Raw genomic sequence first — 20,021 nt, forward strand, 5'->3', positions numbered from 1 at the left:
TTTGAATACTGTTAACAAAAGAAAAAGAGACTCACTTGAAGTGAAGTCTCTTTCAACGAATTACGCTTGCACGTAAGGTTTTAATTCTTCTAATACTTGTTGTAATGTTTTTTCGCAATCTTTTACGAGGTTTTCAGGGAACACTTCATCTTCGCCATACTCTACGCCGAATGGGTAGTAGTGTTTGCCGAGTACTGGTTTTTTTAGCGTGATTTCTGCTTGACCAGATCCGATATCTCCATCTTCAGTGTATCCGAATACACGTAAGTAGTATGTACCTTCTTTGATGACATACTTTTTGTCAAATGTAATACGCTCGTAGTCCCACTGTCCATCAACGAAAAGGTCATGCTTGTGCATAATTTCTTTTAATAGACGTAAATCTACTACGAGTGACTCAAGCCCTGTATTTTCAATATACATTAATAAGTCCTCCTTTATAAATGGCGCAATCGTTCGCTTATACTTATTAATCATAGAACAAAACATCAATAGTTGCAACGCATTTCTAAATTTTTTAAGAGACTGTTCACAAATTGGCAATAAAGTCGATTATACTAGAGATAGAATGAGAGGAGGTACCGATATGTGGAGAAAGTTTGTGTTTCCTTTTTTATTTATCATAATCATTATCGTTGTTATGGAGACGATCAACAGTCAAATGAAAGAAAGCCAAATATTAAATAAAGAAGCTGCACAGCCGACTCCAATAAGCCCGTCAATCTCTCATCAGTTTGAACAGTATGAGGAGCTATTGGAACGTCCGAAAATCGGTTTATCGACATATGTTTCTCATCCGATTGAAGAGTGGATAGAGAAGTACGGAGAGCCGTCACGAATCGAACCGTCTTTATATGCGTATCATTGGTACATCTATCCGAAAATGCGCACGATGGTCGGTGTTAACACAGATGGTACAATCAATCAAATTTATACGATGAATGAAGAATTAAATACAGAGCCATATCGCATTGATGAATCGGTGGAACATGTGTTAAGCACAGCGATTTTAAATACAGAAGTTGCTTTTCAACATGAAGATAATCAATATATTTTTACATTGACGCAAGAAGATATACAGGAACGCTTATTGCTTGCGTTTCAGCAATTGAATATGCAAATTTATTTCGATGTGGAAGAAAAGAGAATCGAAGCGATACGGTTTATCGATGATGCCACTTTGCTTTTACATCAGCCATATGATTTATATTATGAAGGAACGGTATCACCACGTCCCCCTGTTTCGAGTGAACAATCGAGCGATGTATACCGAGCAGCAGAAAGGCAATTGGTCGATTTATCCAACTGGCTTCGTCTGTCGCATGCGCGCAAAAAACTAGAGTCGGATTATAGCTTGACGGTGTTTGCGAGAAGGATGAGCGAGCAGTTTGCGCTCAGTGCACTTACGGAAGAAAAGTCGGACAATTTGCCAAATCGTTTAAAACAATTTAACATTAAACATGAGAAGGCTGGAGAAAATACAGCACTCTCGTCTGGAGATGCGATTGAAGTGATGCACGGATTTTTAAATTCTCCAGAACATCGCAAAGTGATGCTCTCGGATCAGTATACGCATATCGGAGCGAGCGTTTATGGGAATTATTATGTGCTTGAATATATTTATAAAGCGCCCGATCCAGCGGAATATGAAGAGATGAGGTAGGGGGAGTATATATGACGGAAGAATGGCTCGATATTTTGGAAGCTAGCGACATGCTCGCAGCCCAAATTGTACAATCGGACCTTGTGCAACAATATTTTGAAGCGAAGCGAGCAGTGTACGGGGACGAACAGCTCGTTCAACATATAGAGCAATTTTTACAAATGAAAGAGCGTTACGAAGAAGTGCAACGCTTTGGAAAGTACCATCCGGATTACCGGGAAGTGATGACAACTGTACGCAAACAGAAGCGTGCGCTCGACTTAAATGAAAAGATTGCAACGTATCGCCTTGCTGAAACAGAACTGCAAGGGATGTTAGATCTCGTCGGATATACGCTCGCTCAAGCGGTGTCAACGAATGTCGCGGTGGATAGTAGCAATCCATTTTTCGAAACAAGTTCTTGTGGAACAGGCTGTGCTTCTGGAGGCGCATGTAACTGCTCTGCTTCATAATAAAAAACGACTGAATCGTGAAATTTCACGATCCAGTCGTTTTTTTAACGATCAAATGAAATGATGCCGATGACAGGATTTTCTGTAGAAGTATCGGAATGTTCGACTTCATTCATCACTTGTACATTCAATTGATTTAAAAAAGAGATGAAGCGTCTTTGATGAGAACGCAATACATTGTCTTTCAAACGGATGATGGCAACATCGGCGTTCGGTTGATATAGATGACCGAGCGCGCTCGAATAAGCGGCATAAGCTTTTTTTACTTCATCCTCTGTCGCAACAATCACGACTTCGTTTTGTGCATATAGATTGAAGCGGTCAAGCTGTTCTTCATATTCACTAGCAATCATGACCGACTCACAACGATTCGTCTTTTGAATAAACTCCCATAATTTCGATGGGATGAGACTGCCTTCAAAACTGCTCGGTTCATCGCCGATCATGATGAATAAAATGCGGTCGTTCAATCGTTCATGAAGCTCCTCAAGAAGGATAAATTGTGGATAGTCCGCTGTTAATTGTTCAGCTGTACGGTATTTAATCTCACCGAGTGGGAGTGGCTCTGTCGCTGGAATTGTCGTAGCGACGAGTTGCTCATCCTGCGTTACGTACACCGTTGTCGCAAAATGTTCTTCTCGTTGAAGCTCATTTAATTGCGAGCGCATAATGAATGGTGTTTCCTTATTTTGTAACAATGCTTTCGTTTCACGCGGCGTGCGTTTTACAATCGCCTTTGAAGCTGCCCAAGCAGCAACACCCGCACTTACTGCGCCTAAAGTAATGGCCACTTTCGTTTTGTTTTTCATGGAAGGCCCTCCTCATATTCCCCATACTTTTTGCACTTACCGTACCATTGTAAATGAATCATTATCAATTGTCAGCCGAATGCAGTTGCGACAAAATTCATTTTTATGGTATTGTAAAGAGTAAGAAGAGAGGGGATTCAATTGGTTGAACGTCAAGGTTTAATCGTTTATATTAAACAACTAAAACATGCGAAATCATTACGGAAATTTGGTCATGTTCACTACATCTCTCGCAAGATGAAATATGTACATTTATATACAGATCTCGATGATAACATGCGAGTGAAAGAACGAATTGAAAAATTACCATTTGTGAAAAAGGTCGAAGTGTCGTATCGACCTTTCGTAGACACTGAATATGAAACAGTCCGACCCGATAAAGCGAAAGAATACGATTATAAAATCGGACTGTAATTAGGTCTATTGGAGTGGTGGTAATAAGTGATTCAATCTTAAAATGCCCGTTACGTACTGGTAATACAGTTCATATTCTTCAAAATAAGAAGAATGTTTAATCGCAACTTGAATCGGTGTAACGTGACAGGCTTCACAATTTTGTTCGAATAAAGTGAGGCGCTTAGAAGGGCTTTCTGGATTGTACGGAATGCCTTCTAAGCAAATATATATCGGCATAAATTGACTGCTACCTGCGGGTTTCAATGCTACGGCGAAAGAACATACCGCTTTACCTTGGTGCTCCGTTATAAGGAGAAAGGCATTGTGTATACGTGTTTGATTCGTTTTCATCAATTCAAACAACTCATAAATATCACCATATCCATGACCGAGCTTAATAAATTGTTCGTTAATTAACATCGTAAGTCGTTTCCTTTCTTAAAAAACTTCGTATTAAATACTATCATAACATGAAAAATAACGACATCGAAAGGGGTGCTTGTTCGTTGAAATTGATGGGTCGAATCCTTTTAGTTTTGCTCATGATTAACGCAGCATTATTGTACATTCATTATAGCGATTCGGCAGTGGCAGATGGTTACGATAAAGATGCGTTGACGTATTCGCAAGAAATTGAAGTAGAATATGATGGTACGCACTTCATCATCACACATCATTTTAAAAACTTAGCGCCGCTCGACTATGATATTGAATGGCCTAAAGGGAGTACAAATATTCAATGTGTGGAAAGTGAAATGAGTTCATGCGCACGCTCTGATGAACAATTATCTCAAATTGTAGCTGGAGAAGCGACGGAACAGACATATCGTTATACATTGGCGAAGCCACAATCGATTGAAGGCATTCTGGAAGTCGAAAAGCCATTTGCAATGATTGCAAATGCTACACCGCAATTAACGACAGTACATATCGTCGATGAAACGGCAAATGGTGGTATGTGGGTGACTGGTTTAGAACAAATCGGTACGCATGAACTGGAAGATTTCCACTACTTTTTATTTGCAGGCGTCGGCGAAGTGACCGATTTATTTTGGCAACAAGAAGCGACACCGCTTGCACATCGTGGCGAGCGCTTCACATTATTTGATCGCGCAGTAACGGATGAAAAATTTGGAGAGCATATCGATGAATTGCTCGCTCAGTTCAAGTCGAAACATATGACGATCGTGTTGCATCAAGGAAAGCATAATATCGAAACAGATCGCTTCGTAGCGCTTCCAGAATCCGAAAAAGAAAACATCGCCAACGTACTCTTTACAAAAAGTGTTCAAACCGCTTACGGCATACCTTTAGAAGAACGCAAAATCGCTGAGCTCGTCGGTTCGATTTTATTAGGAGAGCCAATCGGTACACCGCCGGCAAATGTAGCGTTTGCAAAATTAAATGAAACGTTAGCAGCGGATGATTTAGTACGTTTGGAAAATACTTTACGTGAACCGCAAGAAGAGCCGCTGACAGCAGAGCGTTTCGATCGATTAGTCGGAGCCGCGTCACGTTCAGAAGTGAATTACTTTAGTGAAATGTTAGCAGGAGAAGCGCCAGAGCAATTATTGCTGTACGAACCAAAAGAAGTTGTGCTCGGTGAAGAAATACTACAAGATGTGAAACCGATTAAAATGAAAGGGCAATTGTATTATCCAATCCGTCCTTTACTCGCAGCATTCGATTATGAAGTGACATCGGATGAACAGTCGATTCATGTGAAGAGTGCTGATGAAACGTATCGTTTTTCTTTAATTGATTCATTTTATGTGTATCAAGAAAAGCGTGTTAATTTAAGGCAGTCGCCATATATATTCATTAATGGCCAATATTATTTCGAAGAGCAATCATTACTTCGAATTTTTAAGTTAATTTTTGAACATCACGAAGAAGAAATTCAAGTGAGTTCTTTACGCGCAGTCATCGAAGAAGTTGTAGAAGATGCTGAAGAAGGAAGTGCAAAAAGTTGAGAATTATCGCAGGAACGTGCAGAGGAATGAAATTGCAAACCTTGCAAGGTGAGACGACGCGTCCGACTTCTGATAAAGTGAAAGAGTCTTTATTTAATCGAATCGGTCCATATTTCGATGGCGGTATCGTCGTCGATTTATTCGGTGGCAGCGGCGCGCTCGCATTAGAAGCATTGTCTCGTGGAGCGGAGCACGCTTACATTTTCGAGAGTGATCGTCGTGCGTTAACGACAATTCGTCAAAACGTCGAAAAAACGAAAATGTCTAGTCGCGTTACCATCGTACCGAGTCGCGCTGAAAAAAGCATCGCATATTTGCAACAACGTGAAGTATGCATCGATTATTTATTTCTCGATCCCCCTTATGAAAAGACGGAATACTATGCGCTTATTGCTCAGTTTGTCGAAATGGAAATTATGTGTCATAATGCAATTATCGTATGTGAACATATGAGCTCGTACACATTGCCTGAACATTATGGAACGTTTCAACGTTCGAGTGAGAAAAAATATGGTGCGAGTACAATTTCTATTTACACGGAGTGAAAAACATGTCAAATATAGCAGTAGTTCCAGGAAGTTTCGATCCTATTACGAATGGTCATCTCGATATTATCGCTCGAGCGTCTAAAATTTTTGAAAACGTCCGCGTTGTCGTCATGCACAATTCGGCGAAAAAAGGAATGTTTACAGCTGAAGAAAGAATCGAACTCATTCGTGAAGCGACGAGTCATCTTCCGAACGTCAAAGTGGAAACATCCGCTGGTTTATTGATCGATTACGTCAATCGCATCGGTGCAACTGTCATCGTTCGTGGCTTGCGTGCAGTGAGTGACTTTGAATACGAAATGCAAATCACGTCAGTAAACCGTGTGCTCGATGATGAGATTGAAACATTTTTCGTCATGACGAAAAGTCAGTATTCGTTTTTAAGTTCAAGTATCGTAAAAGAAGTATCCCAATATGGCGGAGATATTTCCGCTCTCGTACCGCGCAATGTCGAACTCGCTTTGCGTGAAAAATATAAAGCTACACATTAATAGACAATCATCGGAAGTGAGCGAGCATTCTTGTTAACGTTTTGAATACAAGAGAGAGGCTCGCTCTTTCGATGATTTTTTAGAAAGGAGCCTTCCTGTGAGAAAGCACATCATCCGTTTTATCGCCATGTTTGCGATTTTAATCGTATTAGCTTTTTATCCTCTGAACTATTACATTTCGAAACCAGGGGGAGCTTATGAATTGCAGCCACTTGTCACGATTGAAGAAGTGCATCCACAGCCGAAAGGGCTTTTTCATTTAATGACGATTTCGATCGCGAAAGCGACACCTTTAACTTATGTTTATGCACAGCTGTCGAAAGAGATGGACGTCCTCCCTGTCACTTCAGTGAAACAAGAAGAAGAAGATGACGAAGAATATTCCATCCGTCAAAAAAGATTAATGTACAATTCGCAAAATAAAGCGAAAATCGTAGCATTTAATCGAGCGAAGCGACATTACGAAGTAAAATATAACGGCATTTACGTTATCGGGGTCGTGAAAGGAAGCGCTGCGGAAGGAATCATTCGTCCAGGAGATACGATCGTTCAAGTAAATGATTATCCATTGACAGAAAAACAAACCTTTCATCCGTACATCGAAAAAATGTTAAAAGGAGATCAATTAACATTAGTGATTGAGCGTGATGGTCAACAATTTGAGAAAGAAGTGACATTAGCCGATTTGCCAAACCGACCAGGGAAAGTAGGGCTTGGCATTCGTTATGAAGATAATGAAATTGTAGAGACGAGTCCAAATGTCGTCTTTGAAAGTTCGAGCATCGGGGGTCCTTCAGCTGGGTTAATGTTCACGTTAGAAATTATGAACCATTTGCAAGATGATGATTTGACGAAAGGTTATTCAGTCGCTGGGACGGGAGAAATATTAGAAGACGGTTCGGTCGGAAGAATCGGCGGTATCGATTTTAAAGTGATTGCAGCTCATAAGCAAAAAATCGATATTTTTTTCGCCCCAGATGATGTTGTCTCTAAAGAGATGAAAGCACAATATCCCGACATTCGTTCCAATTATGAAGTAGCGGTAGAAACTGCTGAGCGGTTGAAAACACCGATGCAAATCGTTCCTGTTCGAACGATTGATGACGCGCTACATTATTTAGAAGAATTGCCACCGAAAGCGTCTTAAAGGCGCACCGGTGGCATCGCATAATCGACTTGGATTGAACGACAATGAGATAAGCTATTTGTCACTTGTGTATACAGTGTCGTCGCTTTACAATCGAGCGTAAGGAGCGGATCGTCGAACTGTTTCGGATTTGTGATAAGCGGGATGGAACGGTGTTCGTTTTTTTCTTTTATCCAAGCGCGTCCTTGTTCGGTGAAGCCGAGTACTCGCGCATAATGGATTGCATTAGACGGGTCGCTCGGTGTATGGATCAAAAAATGAACGAGCATTCGTTGAATCGCTGTCCAAGTGAAACGTTTCGTTTTGACATAGCGCATAAACTGTTCAAACGTATCATAGGAATTAGCAGCTTGTAAGAAGCGGTTTTCAATCCCTTCTCGCATGAGAAATGTGCGGTCAAATGAAGTAGACTGTTGACGCAATAGTAAAAAGCGAAGCATCGGGTAAAAAAGTTCCCAGCGCCCGAACGATGAACGGTCCGCTTCATAATCGGCGAGCGTTTCGAATGTCGCATGGGGGACGACGTTGTGAAGATTATGGATGTCATTTGAAAATAATGCGCGTCGAATTGCTGTGGCGCTCGCGATTGAGTCGTATAAAGCGGGATCGTGATAATGCGCTTGTTTGCGCGCTACAGTGTGTACGCGCATTGGTCGTTTACTTTTTGCGTTTTGCACAGCGTAATGAAAACCTAAACTATTGTTTGGCTGCTCGATTGCTAGATCGCTCGTGACATATTGTGCGAAAGCGATATTGAATGCTTTCGGGTAAGAAGAGCCTCCTTGTAACTGTTCGCGCGTCGCTGCTTGAATCAATGTTTCATGATGGACGTATTGCTCAGCAGTTCGCTCAAAAGAGGTTGCGTCTCCATTTTCACTACCGAAGCTAATCGTATCGACCCCTGCGTGAATTAATGTTTGTACGCCACCGTAGGCGAATTCGTGTGCGGCACTTACGGCAAAGCGAAACGGAAGTTCGATGACGACATCGACGCCGCTTGCAAGTGCCAATTTTGTTCTCGTCCATTTGTCCAGTAGGGCTGGTTCCCCTCTTTGCAAAAACGAACCACTCATTACCGCGACGATTGCATCGGGTTGAAGAGAGCGTTTAATTTCTTGAATTTGATGGTAATGTCCATTATGAAATGGATTATATTCTGCGATAATTCCAACGGTTTGCATAAGTGCTCCTTTCACGTTAAAATAGTTTCTCTTCATTATAGAATGAGAATAGAAGAGTGACAAGAAATTATCTTGACATGATGCTTTTGGCGGTATATAATCAACATTGTTGTCTTGAGGTGATAGGCATGAAATGGTCCATTCATCAATTGCGAAAACATCGAGGCGATCGTATCCCGCTCGATCAAGTGATTGATTTAAAATCAATCATCCAACGAGATGACTCGATTCGCGCAATCGGCCCGATTCGACTAACAGGTTATGCTGAGATTGAGAAAGATTGCATCGATCTTCAACTTCATATTGAAGGAGAAGTGACTGTCCCTTGTGCACGCACTTGGGAAGATGCGATATGGTCGTTCGCACTCGACACGTTTGAACGATTTAGTTGGGAAGAAGAACTTCTCCAACGCGATGAGACGATACATCCTGTAGAACAAAATACAGTCGATGTACGATCGATATTAGAAGATTTAATCATCGTTTCAATTCCGCTTCAAGTGTATGCGGAAGGCGCGGAAGACTTGACGTATAAAGAAGGCAAAGGCTGGACGTATATGTTGGCGGAAGAGCCAGAAGAAGCGATTGAAGAAGAGCAGGCGGTCGATCCAAGACTTGCTGCCCTTGCGAAATTGTTGCAATCTGACGAAGAATAGATTGTAGTTTGATTAATTTAAAGGAGGTGCCCGAACATGGCAGTACCAAAGCGTAGAACTTCTAAAAAAGTTAAAAACCAACGTCGTACGCACATTAAATTGAGCGTTCCAGGTATGACTGAATGTGATAACTGTGGTGAGATGAAATTATCACACCGCGTATGTAAATCATGTGGTCACTACAAAGGAAAAGAAGTTGTTGGCGAATAATTAGTCGCTAAAACTTGAGATATAGTATCTCTAAAATTGCTAAGAGACCATGGCTCTTAGCAATTTTTTTGTATACTCTTTTTCTTTTCTACGTTCAAAAATCGTTTTGATTGTAGAAAATGAAAGGAGTGTAAAAGATGCGACAAGTGACGATTATTGGAGGGGGCTCCCTCGGTTTATTATTTACGCATTTTTTTACCGAACGAGGATGGGATGTGCATCTCGTCGTGCGCCGAGAAGAGCAGAGAGAGAGCCTTATAAAAGAGGGCTTGACCTATCATCGTGGAGGAGAAGTGCAAACGAATGCTGTTTCGGTTACAACTGCTTTACCGAAAAATCGAGAAGGGCTTTTTTTATATGCGATGAAATATGACGACCTCGTTCCATTGTTCAATAATTTACCGCAAGGACCGAAACTATTTATTCAAAATGGTATCGCGCATTACGATGCGCTACAAAATGAACCGAACTGCTTTTTTGCGACGGTGGAACACGGAGCGAAGCGTCTAGGAGATGTACAAGTGCTCCATACAGGAGAAGGCCGTATCCGCTTAGCGAGAGCGAAGGATGAGCCTAAGCAAGGAGACATATTGCAAAGTTTAGAAGAGTTATTCATAATAGAAACAATTGAGCCTGAACAGTTGTTGTTGGGAAAAGTGATCATCAATAGTTGTATTAATCCGCTCACTGCTCTCCTTCGAGTGCCGAATGGGCATCTTGTCGAAAGCATTTCAGCAGAACGAGCAATGCGCGAAGTATATGATGAGTTGATGAACGTCTTACCCTCTATGAAAAAACACGTTCCTTTTGAACGTGTACGCGCAGTTTGTCAACAAACCGCAACGAACGATTCATCAATGTTTGTTGATGTGCAACAAGGGCGCAAGACGGAACTGGATACAATCGTCCGGCCCATCATTGAGCGTGGGCGTTTGAATCAAATTCCGACACCGCGACTTCATATGCTTTATCAGTTATTAACAAGCTTGCATGAAAGGTGACGGTCATCCTTGATTATTCAGACAATTTTAGCGGTCAGTTTAATGTTTCCGCTCATTCCGTTTCTATTGCTTTTTATTTTGTTTGCACTTATTTTTAGAAAAGGAAAACGAGCGCTTCATTGGAGTGCAGATTTGACGACCGTCGTTTTATTTATTTCGAATTATTTAGTACTCGCCCTTTGGACGACAGACTATAGTTTACTCATTCTCGGTACGAGTTATTTAATAATTGCTCTCCTTTACGCGATCAACGAATATCGGAAAGAGTCCGATTTTTTATGGCGACCATTATTCCGTAAGTTGTGGCGTATTTATTTTCTCTATGGGATTGCACTCTATTTCATACTCGTCGTCGGCACATTGCTTATCCGCGCCATACAATATGCTTTATAAGTTCGCTCGCTACCATCTGAAACGGACCTTTGATATACTTTCGATAAGTAATGATGTGAGGAGAATGAATGGATGAAAGTGATAGAATTAATGAATAGACCGAAGCAAGCAGTCATACAAGCGTATGAAACTGCCGATTTCCAACGGGACTATTTTCAATATGAACGAACAGAACAAGGAGAGCGCCAACGTTTAATAGACCTTGATCACACGTCATTTGAACGTGAAACATTGCGCCAAGTGATGACACAATTTATGAAAAATTATCATACGAGTGACCAAATCGAACAGCATCTTGAGCAAATAAGCGACCCTCAGTCTGTATTCGTCGTCGGCGGCCAACAAGCGGGTCTATTAACCGGCCCTCTTTACTCTGTTCATAAAGCGATTTCTGTAATTTTATACGCGCGTGAGCAATCGGCTCGTCATAAGCGTCCGTTCATTCCTTTATTTTGGGTTGCGGGAGAAGATCATGACATCGATGAAATTAATCACGTATACGTTGAAAAGAATGATCGCTTGCAAAAAGTCGTTTATCCTGAGCGTTCACCGCTTAAAAAGATGGCGAGCGATACGACATTCAATCGTGATACGATGCATCGCTATGTCGATGACATGATTCGTACGTATCGTGAAACGGAGCATACGAATCATATTTTACAGCAGTTGCATGAAGCGGTCGATGCGACGGATAACTACACGTCGTTTTTCGTTTATTTAATGAATGATTTTTTTGCGGAAGCAGGATTATTATATATTGATGCAGCGTATGAGCCGTTTAAAAAAATGCAAGTCGACGCTTTAACTCAAATGGTCGAACGCAATGAAGCGGTGGCAGAAGCGGTCGTTACGAAAGAACGTCAATATGCCGAAGTGATGGGCCATATGCCATTGCAAGCAACATTGGACAATGCTCATTTATTTTATGTTCATGAAACAGGGCGCCTTTTACTTCAGCGCGAAGGGGAAAACTTCATCTATGAACCTCTACAACTACGCTGGACTGAAGAAGAACTCATCGCTGAAATCAAACAATATCCAGAACGCTTTAGCAATGATGTCGTCACGCGACCGATGATGCAACAGATGATGCTCCCGACTTTTGCTTTTATCGCAGGACCAGGGGAATTGGCGTATTGGGCTACATTGAAGGATGCTTTTCGAGCAGTTGATGTTACAATGCCTTTACTCATCCCGCGTCATTCGATTACCCTTGTTCCGCGCGATGTGCAGTATGCATTGCAGCAAGTGAATATCCCTTTTGAAAAAGCGCTCGATCAAAACTATGAAGCATTGGTCGCTCAACATATTGGAGAAATGAAAGATGAAGTATTTCTAGACGCTTTGCGTGAAGCGGAACAAAATTTGCACCGAGCATTAAACCAGCTTCAGCAAATGGCACCAACTCCTGGGATGAAACGTATATTAGAAAAAAATACACACTATCATGAAAAACAATTCCGGTATGTGGAACAATTTTATAATCGTGAAATAACAATGCAGGAAGAAACTTCTGTTCGTCGCCTCCGAACGATTGAACGACAATTGCTACCAGAAGGAGTCCCCCAAGAAAGAATGTTCACTCCTTATCGTTATGTCAATGAATATGGGCTTGATCTCATTTCTCAATTGTTGAAAAACGAGTATAATTGGAATGATTGCCATAAAATGATTATTTTATAGAAAACAAAATGTATAAATATGTAAAAACTCCTCTTCTTTCATCGAATGAGGAGTTTTTTTGAAGAGAAATATAAGAATTCACCATAGGTAAAGGCAAAAAACAACGTTGAAAAACGCTGAAATAATGTATTTCAATGAAACGAGTTACTAACGATTTATTTTCGAATAATATTATATAATTTGTGGTGGAAAGTGGGGGAATGTGGTACATTATATGTATATTGGGGTGATTCATATGTTCATGGGGGAATACGTTCATACGATTGATTTAAAAGGTAGAATTATTATCCCTGCAAAATTTCGCGAACATTTGAATGACGGCTTTATATTGACGAGAGGAATGGATGGTTGTTTATTTGGGTATCCACCAGAAGAATGGGTTCACTTCGAAGAAAAATTAAAAAAACTATCCATCGCTAAAAAAGATGCGCGAGCATTCACTCGTTTTTTCTTTTCTGGGGCAACGGAAGTGAATGTTGATAAACAAGGACGAATCAATATACCGACGACGTTGAGGCAGCATGCTTCCTTAGAGAAGGATTGTGTCATCATCGGCGTTTCCAATCGGATTGAAATATGGTCACAAGATCGCTGGAACGAATACTTCACGATGAGTGAAGATGCATTCAACGATATTGCAGAAAATTTATTTGATTTTGAATAATAGAGGAGGCGGTTTCCCTGTTTGAACACGTAACGGTTTTATTAAATGAGGCCGTCGAACAACTAAATGTTAAAGAAAACGGTATTTATGTCGATTGTACATTAGGTGGAGCAGGCCATAGCGAAAAAATTGCGGCCCAACTTTCAGGTACAGGACATTTATATTGTTTCGACCAAGACGAAACGGCGATAGCGCATGCGAAAGTGAAATTGCAACCGTATGCGGAGCACGTCACATTCATCCACTCAAACTTTGAATGGATAGAAGAAGAACTTGCGAAGCGCGGTATTACAAAAGTGGACGGTGTGCTCTATGACTTAGGTGTCTCAAGTCCACAATTTGACGTTCCAGAGCGCGGTTTTAGTTATCGCTACGATGCGCCGCTCGATATGCGGATGGATCAAACGCAAGCATTGACAGCTAGAGAAGTGATTAACGATTGGACGTATGAAGACCTCGTCCGAATCTTTTTCCGCTACGGAGAAGAGAAGTTTGCAAAGCAAATCGCGCGTAAAATTGAACAAGCACGAGAACAAGCAGCTATCGAAACGACATTCGAACTCGTCGAACTAATTAAACTCGGAATTCCAGCACGCGCACGACGCACAGGGGGACATCCTGCCAAAAAAGTGTTTCAAGCTGTGCGAATTGCGGTAAATGATGAGTTAGGAGTTGCGGAACGTTCCATCGCGAAAGCCTTAACAATGTTAAATGAGGGTGGAAGAATCGCTGTCATTACATTCCATTCGTTAGAGGACCGCTTGACGAAAGCGATGTTTAAAGAAGTGACGACATTACCAGATTTACCACCGAACTTACCGGTTATTCCGGACGATATGAAATTATCATATCGACTTGTGAATCGTAAGCCAATAATCCCGAGCGACGAAGAGATTGAGAATAACAATCGTTCCCGCTCTGCAAAATTGCGAGTGATTGAAAAAATAGTAAAGGAGTGAAGATAAATGGGTTTACGTCAATATGAACAATATATCGAACAATCTCAAATTGAAGAGATTATTGAACAACCACATACAAAACCTTCCCCCGGCCCTTCGAAAAAGTCTCACAAAAAAAGAAAGGCTGTATCAAAGGGTGAGAAGATTTTATTTATCTTATACTCTGTCTTTACTGTTTTTTGCGGGACTATTTTGTTGCACAATCAAGCACAATTGAACGAGATAAATAGAGAAGTGCACTCGATGTCGATCGCAATTAATGATGTCCAAAAAGAAAATGGACAGCTATTGATTCAAATTAACGAAAAATCATCTTATGAACGCATTTGGCAAAAGGCGAAAGAACGTGGCTTAAATTTAAATGAGAGTAACGTAAAGGTCGTGCCAGGACGATGAAAAAAAAGTTTCGATTCCAATGGGGAGCCTTTCTACTAGTAGTATTTTTTGTAGGCTTCTTTTTTATATTGTTTTTCAGAGTGACATTCATTCAGATGACAGGCTATGCAAAAGGGCAAGAGTTGACGGAGATGGCGAAAGAAAAATATGCGCGAGAGTTCATATTACAAGGCGAACGCGGTGAAATCGTCGATCGTAATGAACAGCTGATTGCGACCGATACTTTGAGCTATCGTCTCGTAGCTGTCGTCAAACCAGATAAGTCATCGGAAAAGTCCGGCATTAACTATCATGTCGTAGATGCTTCAAAAACCGCACGTGTTTTAGCAGAGTTCATTGACTTGCCTGAAGAGAAAATTCGAGACATTATTCAAAAAGGAATCGATGAAGTCGCGGCAGGTAAATCGCGTTATCAAGTAGAATTTGGAAAAGCGGGTCGAGAAATCGGAATAGAGGACGCTGAAAAATTAGCTGAAGCAGTAGAGAAAGAAGGATTGACCGGCGTATCACTCATAGAGGAAAAGAAGCGCTTTTATCCAAATGGTATTTTTGCTTCTCATCTAATTGGCTATGCAACAAAGGAATTAAATGAAGAAGAAAATAAATACGAAACGATGGGGAAAATGGGCATCGAAAAAGTCTACAATGATGTTTTACGTGGACAGCCAGGCTCGATTAATTATCAATCCGACCGGTGGGGATTCGTTTTAGCAGGGACAAATCGCATTATTGAACCAGCGAAAAAGGGTGCTCAAATTAAATTGACGCTCGACAATACATTGCAAAACTTCACCGAAGATGCAATGAACGAGATGATGCTACAGTACAAACCGAAAAAAGCGCTCGCAGTAATTGCCAATGCTAAAACCGGAGAAATTTTAGCGATGTCACAGCGTCCAACATTCGATCCAGAAACACGAGAAGGATTGACAGACAGTTGGTTGAACGAAGCGATTGAGAATACGATTGAACCAGGTTCTACGATGAAAATGTTCACATTAGCAGCTGCAATCGAGGAAGGGAAATGGCGTCCGAACGATTACTTCAAATCCGGATCATATAAAGTGTATGACAAAACGATTCGGGATGTGAATAAGCACGGGTGGGGAACGATATCATTTCTTGAAGGCTTCCAACGTTCAAGTAACGTTTCGATGGCTTACTTGTTAGAACGTATCGGAGATCGCCGTTTCATTGAATATTTGGAGGATTTTGGATTTGGTAAGCCTGTTGGAATTTCTTTACCGAATGAAGCGCCAGGCATATTGCTAGATCGTTATCCAGCAGAACGTGTGACGACTGCATATGGACAAGGTTCTACGGTAACCCCACTCCAAATGATTCAAGCAGCGACAGCAATTGCTAACGATGGAAAAATGATGCAGCCGTATATCATTGATACGATTACGGACCCGAGCACGGGAGAAGTTATTACTCAAAATGAGCCACATCAAGTCGGCACCCCTATTTCTGCTGAAACAGCGAAAGAAGTGCGCGATGTGTTAGCTTCTACAGTAACGGCACCTCACGGAACAGGCCAAAGTTATGCTTTGCCGACATATGATGTCGGTGGAAAGACAGGAACGGCTGAAATTCCACATCCTGATCGTCCTGGTTATATGAGTGGAGGAAGCAATTATTTATTCTCCTTCTTAGGAATGGCGCCGATTGATGACCCTGAACTTGTCATGTTTGTCAGCGTACAACAACCTGTAACGAAACCAGGGGAATATGGTTCTGTTCCCGTAGCGAAAGTATTTACGAACGTGATGGAAAGTGCTTTGAAATCGTTGAATGTTGCACCGAATGAAGTGGCACCGATCGAAGTGAAAGCAAATGGGAATTACGTTGGAAAAACATCGGATCGTGCAATGGAACAAATTCGAGAATCTGGCTTCACTCCCATACTCATCGGGGAAGGTGGAAAAATAACAGAACAGTATCCATCTGAAGGAACAAAATTACCGCCCAACACATTCGTTATATTAAAGACAGAGGGAGATAGTATGCTTCCGAATTTCGAAGGTTGGTCTAAAAAAATGGTGCTCTCTTATAAAGCCCTTTCGAATCTAGATATTCGCATGGCGGGAGAAGGGTATGTCACCGAACAAAATTTAGGTGAAGGAACGCTCGTAACCAAAGAAGAACCGATCATCATTCAATTAAAGCGTCCTGAACAACATTATGAAGTATTCGAACAACTAGAAGAAATAGAAGAAGATGCACAACAAGAAGATGAGTAAGAAGGAGTAAGGAAGACGATGTCAACTGTACAAAACATGACGATGATCATTGCGACATTCGCATTGACGATCGTAATCGGATACGCGATTATTCCGATATTACACAAAATGAAATTTGGACAAACGATTCGAGAAGAAGGTCCGAAAGCGCACCAACAAAAAGCAGGAACACCGACGATGGGCGGTTTAATCTTTTTTGCATCCATCACAATTAGCACATTAGTATTTAGCCTATTGTATGACGTATGGTCAACTGAAGTATGGATCATGCTCATCGTATTTATCGGGTATGGCCTCATCGGTTTCCTTGATGATTTTATCATCGTCGTCATGAAGCGAAATTTAGGTTTAACCTCTTTACAAAAATTAGTAGCACAAATTGTCGTAGGAATTATCGCTTACTTCCTGCTTCGCCAATCCGAATATTTTGATACAGCCATCGCGATTCCATTTACTTCTTGGACGATTGATCTCGGTATATTTTACGTCGTATTTCTCGTCTTCTGGCTCGTCGGTTTTTCAAATGCGATTAATTTAACAGACGGTTTGGACGGGTTAGTGGGTGGCACAACATTTTTCACTTTTGTCGCTTTTGCTTGGATTGCTTATGCGGCAGATGTCGTCAGCGCAACCCTTGTTTCAGTCATTACGGCGACAGCGATGCTCGGATTTTTATACTTCAATCGCAAACCTGCAAAAGTATTTATGGGCGACACAGGTTCGCTCGCTTTAGGAGGATTAATCGCAACGATTTCAATCCTGTTAAAAATTGAATTATTATTATTGTTAATTGGTCTTGTTTATGTCATCGAAACATTATCAGTCATCATTCAAGTGATTAGCTTTAAAACGACAGGAAAGCGCGTCTTTAAAATGAGTCCGATTCATCATCACTTTGAATTGTCAGGTTGGTCAGAATGGCGTGTCGTCTTGACATTTTGGTTCGTGTCATTCATCAGCGCATTAATTGCCGTTCTACTGGAGGTATATGTATGAAGCACATTACAACATTAAAAAATAAAAAAGTACTTGTACTCGGTTTGGCGAAAAGTGGATTTTCTGCAGCGAAAATGCTTCATGAACTTGGCGCGATTGTGACGGTGAATGATTTCGCAAAACTTCAAGGGGATGAACATGCGACGACGCTTCGCAATTTAGGAATCGAAGTAATTGACGGAGGTCATCCCGAAGACGTCCAAAATGGTGACTTTGATTTAGTCGTCAAAAATCCAGGCATCCCTTATACAAATATCGTCATCGAAAAGATGGTCGCTCGAAATATTCCGATTTGGACGGAAGTGGAGCTCGCCTATTTAATTAGCGAAGCTCCCATTGTCGGCATTACAGGATCCAATGGAAAAACGACAACGACGACGTTGCTTTATCATCTGCTTAATATCGATGGTAAACAGCCACTCATTGCAGGTAACATCGGTACAGTAGCTACGGACGTTGCACAGCAAGCAACAGCTGAACAAACGATGATTACAGAGTTGTCTTCATTCCAATTGATGGGGATTGAATCGTTCCGCCCACACATCGCGATTTTGACAAATTTGTACGATGCGCACCTCGATTATCATGGTACGAAAGATCATTACATCGAAGCGAAAGCGAATTTGTTTAAAAATCAAACAGCTGCTGATTTTTTAATTTACAATGCCGATCAAGAGGAAGTCGTTCGAGTAGCAGAGCGCACAAAAGCTCAACTTTATCCGTTTTCCCGAAAGAGAATTTTAGCTCGGGGAATGAGTGCGGATGAAGAGATGATTTATTGGAACGGTGAGCCATATTTAAAAAGAGCGCTCATTAAAATCCCTGGAGAACATAATTTAGAAAATGTTCTCGCGGCAACCGCAGCAGCCTTGTTGCTGGAATGTTCTAAAGGAACGGTGGAAAATGTGTTAAGTTCCTTTACAGGGGTAAAGCATCGCATGCAGTTCGTTCTCGAACAGAATGGTATCAAATTTTACAATGATTCGAAAGCGACGAATACGCTGGCGACGAAAAGTGCATTACAATCATTTGAACGTTCGCCGATCTTGCTCATTGCAGGCGGTTTGGAACGCGGTCATTCCTTTGAGGAATTACGTCCTTACATGAACAATGTAAAGGCGGTCATTACATTCGGAGAGACGCGTAGACGTTTTGCTCAATTTGCTCAAGATTGTCAAGTGCCCATCGTCGAAACGATGGAAACGATGGAAGAAGGCGTAGCGCGAGCAATCACGCATGCACAGACAGGCGACGTCGTTTTACTTTCCCCATCTTGTGCGAGCTGGGACCAGTACGGCAGTTTTGAATTGCGAGGAGAAGCCTTTATCGATGCCGTAATGAAATTGACGAAGTGAGGTGTTGATCATGACGACGGTTGTCGATATCCAAGATAAAATACCAGAGCTCGTCAAAAAGAAAAGACGACGACTTAATCGTCGTTTTTATACATTCATTCTCATCGTCATTTTATTATTGCTCACCCTCATTTACTTCCAAACAGGATTAAGTGATGTTAAAGAAGTTGATGTGTACGGGGCATCTTTAGCAGAGCCGATTGAATATGTAGAAGAAAGTGGCATCCGAATGGGGGATTCTATTTGGGGCCTAGATTTGAAAGAAATAGAAAGCAAATTGCAGAAAATGCCGACTGTGAAAGCAGTCGAAGTGAGTCGCAGTTGGAATCGGATCGTCTCTTTAAAAGTACAAGAGAAAATGCCAGTCGCATACATTGAAACAGAGGGCTTGTTTCAATTGATGGTGGAAGACGGAACAGAACTTCCTTACGTACACAATCAGATGACGCGAAAAATCCCGATTTTATCTAAATTTGAAACACTGGACCAAAAACAACAAATCGCTCAGCAACTTTTGCAAATTGATGACACGGTTTTTGAGCTCATCTCAGAAATTATTATCGTGCCAGCAGATCACGAGCTGAAAGTCCATTTATATATGGATGACGGCAATGAGGTGCATACGCTAATGAACAATTTGGCAGAGCGTTTAACTTACTATCCTCAACTCGTCACTCAGCTCGGGCCTCAAGATAAAGGGGTGTTTGATTTGGAAGTCGGTGCCTATTTCACATCGTACGACAAGTTATATGGAGGAAGTGAACAAAATGAACAGCCAGAACAAGAGGAAGTCGAAGAAGAATAG

The 20,021-nt window shown here is 41.4% G+C and carries 23 protein-coding genes; 19 read left to right on the forward strand and 4 right to left on the reverse strand.

The features are described 5' to 3' along the window. Positions 1-60: 60 nt before the first annotated feature. Positions 61-423: a YugN family protein gene (locus tag IRY55_RS00600; protein WP_194561321.1), complete on the reverse strand. Its 363-nt coding sequence runs from the start codon at positions 421-423 to the stop codon at positions 61-63. A 163-nt stretch (positions 424-586) separates the two neighbouring features. On the opposite strand from IRY55_RS00600, the gene IRY55_RS00605 reads away from it, so the two are divergent. Together IRY55_RS00605 and IRY55_RS00610 are read left to right on the forward strand one after the other, a co-directional pair. Next, a complete protein-coding gene (locus IRY55_RS00605; protein WP_194561322.1) occupies positions 587-1,663 on the forward strand; it encodes a CAP domain-containing protein in 1,077 nt (358 codons plus the stop codon). A gap of 11 nt (positions 1,664-1,674) precedes the next feature. Further along, positions 1,675-2,115 carry a YlbF family regulator gene (locus IRY55_RS00610; protein WP_194561323.1) on the forward strand — a complete coding sequence of 147 codons (441 nt, stop codon included), beginning with the start codon at positions 1,675-1,677 and terminating at the stop codon, positions 2,113-2,115. Positions 2,116-2,159: 44 nt separating this feature from the next. Here the strand turns inward: IRY55_RS00610 and IRY55_RS00615 are convergent, their stop codons facing one another. Further along, positions 2,160-2,924 (reverse strand): hypothetical protein, encoded by a 765-nt coding sequence (locus IRY55_RS00615; RefSeq protein ID WP_194561324.1) that lies wholly within the window; start codon positions 2,922-2,924, stop codon positions 2,160-2,162. 141 nt (positions 2,925-3,065) lie between these two features. On the opposite strand from IRY55_RS00615, the gene IRY55_RS00620 reads away from it, so the two are divergent. Next, positions 3,066-3,338, forward strand: a complete 273-nt coding sequence (locus IRY55_RS00620) for a YlbG family protein (protein ID WP_194561325.1) — start codon at positions 3,066-3,068, stop codon at positions 3,336-3,338. 6 nt (positions 3,339-3,344) lie between these two features. Here IRY55_RS00620 and IRY55_RS00625 read toward each other — a convergent pair whose 3' ends face one another. Beyond that, positions 3,345-3,740, reverse strand: coding sequence for a DUF7147 family protein (locus IRY55_RS00625; RefSeq protein ID WP_213086628.1), 396 nt, complete (start codon positions 3,738-3,740; stop codon positions 3,345-3,347). A gap of 95 nt (positions 3,741-3,835) precedes the next feature. Here IRY55_RS00625 and IRY55_RS00630 point away from each other — a divergent pair, with 95 nt between their 5' ends. From IRY55_RS00630 to IRY55_RS00645, 4 genes are all read left to right on the forward strand, one after another. Further along, positions 3,836-5,293 carry a stalk domain-containing protein gene (locus IRY55_RS00630; RefSeq protein ID WP_408015129.1) on the forward strand — a complete coding sequence of 486 codons (1,458 nt, stop codon included), beginning with the start codon at positions 3,836-3,838 and terminating at the stop codon, positions 5,291-5,293. Next, complete coding sequence (rsmD, locus tag IRY55_RS00635; protein WP_194561327.1) at positions 5,290-5,838, forward strand: 16S rRNA (guanine(966)-N(2))-methyltransferase RsmD; 549 nt, start codon at positions 5,290-5,292, stop codon at positions 5,836-5,838. The genes IRY55_RS00630 and rsmD overlap by 4 nt, the downstream gene beginning before the upstream one ends. Positions 5,839-5,843: 5 nt before the next feature. Beyond that, positions 5,844-6,332, forward strand: coding sequence for a pantetheine-phosphate adenylyltransferase (gene coaD, locus IRY55_RS00640; protein ID WP_194561328.1), 489 nt, complete (start codon positions 5,844-5,846; stop codon positions 6,330-6,332). 97 nt (positions 6,333-6,429) lie between these two features. Further along, entirely contained in the window at positions 6,430-7,479 is a 1,050-nt protein-coding gene (locus tag IRY55_RS00645) for a SepM family pheromone-processing serine protease (protein ID WP_194561329.1), read from the forward strand. Here IRY55_RS00645 and IRY55_RS00650 read toward each other — a convergent pair. Next, complete coding sequence (locus IRY55_RS00650; protein WP_194561330.1) at positions 7,476-8,660, reverse strand: nucleotidyltransferase; 1,185 nt, start codon at positions 8,658-8,660, stop codon at positions 7,476-7,478. The genes IRY55_RS00645 and IRY55_RS00650 overlap by 4 nt on opposite strands. Before the next feature lie 128 nt (positions 8,661-8,788). Between IRY55_RS00650 and IRY55_RS00655 the strand changes: the two genes are divergently transcribed. The 12 genes from IRY55_RS00655 (at position 8,789) to IRY55_RS00710 (ending at position 20,021) form a co-directional block, all read left to right on the forward strand. Then, on the forward strand, positions 8,789-9,316 hold the full coding sequence (locus IRY55_RS00655) for a YceD family protein (protein WP_235960994.1): 528 nt from the start codon (positions 8,789-8,791) through the stop codon (positions 9,314-9,316). A 36-nt stretch (positions 9,317-9,352) separates the two neighbouring features. Next, entirely contained in the window at positions 9,353-9,526 is a 174-nt protein-coding gene (gene rpmF / locus IRY55_RS00660; protein ID WP_194561331.1) for a 50S ribosomal protein L32, read from the forward strand. Between the two features lie 137 nt (positions 9,527-9,663). Beyond that, on the forward strand, positions 9,664-10,527 hold the full coding sequence (locus tag IRY55_RS00665) for a ketopantoate reductase family protein (RefSeq protein ID WP_194561332.1): 864 nt from the start codon (positions 9,664-9,666) through the stop codon (positions 10,525-10,527). A 9-nt stretch (positions 10,528-10,536) separates the two neighbouring features. Further along, entirely contained in the window at positions 10,537-10,920 is a 384-nt protein-coding gene (locus IRY55_RS00670; protein WP_194561333.1) for a DUF3397 family protein, read from the forward strand. Between the two features lie 72 nt (positions 10,921-10,992). Then, on the forward strand, positions 10,993-12,603 hold the full coding sequence (gene bshC, locus IRY55_RS00675; RefSeq protein WP_194561334.1) for a bacillithiol biosynthesis cysteine-adding enzyme BshC: 1,611 nt from the start codon (positions 10,993-10,995) through the stop codon (positions 12,601-12,603). Between the two features lie 235 nt (positions 12,604-12,838). Beyond that, on the forward strand, positions 12,839-13,267 hold the full coding sequence (gene mraZ, locus IRY55_RS00680; protein WP_194561335.1) for a division/cell wall cluster transcriptional repressor MraZ: 429 nt from the start codon (positions 12,839-12,841) through the stop codon (positions 13,265-13,267). A 17-nt stretch (positions 13,268-13,284) separates the two neighbouring features. Beyond that, positions 13,285-14,226: a 16S rRNA (cytosine(1402)-N(4))-methyltransferase RsmH gene (gene rsmH, locus IRY55_RS00685; RefSeq protein WP_194562344.1), complete on the forward strand. Its 942-nt coding sequence runs from the start codon at positions 13,285-13,287 to the stop codon at positions 14,224-14,226. Positions 14,227-14,232: 6 nt separating this feature from the next. Continuing rightward, positions 14,233-14,622 carry a cell division protein FtsL gene (gene ftsL / locus IRY55_RS00690; RefSeq protein ID WP_194561336.1) on the forward strand — a complete coding sequence of 130 codons (390 nt, stop codon included), beginning with the start codon at positions 14,233-14,235 and terminating at the stop codon, positions 14,620-14,622. Continuing rightward, positions 14,619-16,865 (forward strand): penicillin-binding protein, encoded by a 2,247-nt coding sequence (locus tag IRY55_RS00695; protein WP_194561337.1) that lies wholly within the window; start codon positions 14,619-14,621, stop codon positions 16,863-16,865. The genes ftsL and IRY55_RS00695 overlap by 4 nt, the downstream gene beginning before the upstream one ends. An 18-nt stretch (positions 16,866-16,883) precedes the next feature. Continuing rightward, positions 16,884-17,861 carry a phospho-N-acetylmuramoyl-pentapeptide-transferase gene (mraY, locus tag IRY55_RS00700; RefSeq protein WP_194561338.1) on the forward strand — a complete coding sequence of 326 codons (978 nt, stop codon included), beginning with the start codon at positions 16,884-16,886 and terminating at the stop codon, positions 17,859-17,861. Next, positions 17,858-19,216: a UDP-N-acetylmuramoyl-L-alanine--D-glutamate ligase gene (gene murD / locus IRY55_RS00705; protein WP_194561339.1), complete on the forward strand. Its 1,359-nt coding sequence runs from the start codon at positions 17,858-17,860 to the stop codon at positions 19,214-19,216. Before mraY ends, murD begins: the two co-directional genes overlap by 4 nt. A gap of 10 nt (positions 19,217-19,226) precedes the next feature. After that, a complete protein-coding gene (locus tag IRY55_RS00710; protein WP_194561340.1) occupies positions 19,227-20,021 on the forward strand; it encodes a cell division protein FtsQ/DivIB in 795 nt (264 codons plus the stop codon).

It is taken from the genome of Savagea serpentis (assembly GCF_015351395.1).
GTDB lineage: Bacteria > Bacillota > Bacilli > Bacillales_A > Planococcaceae > Savagea > Savagea serpentis.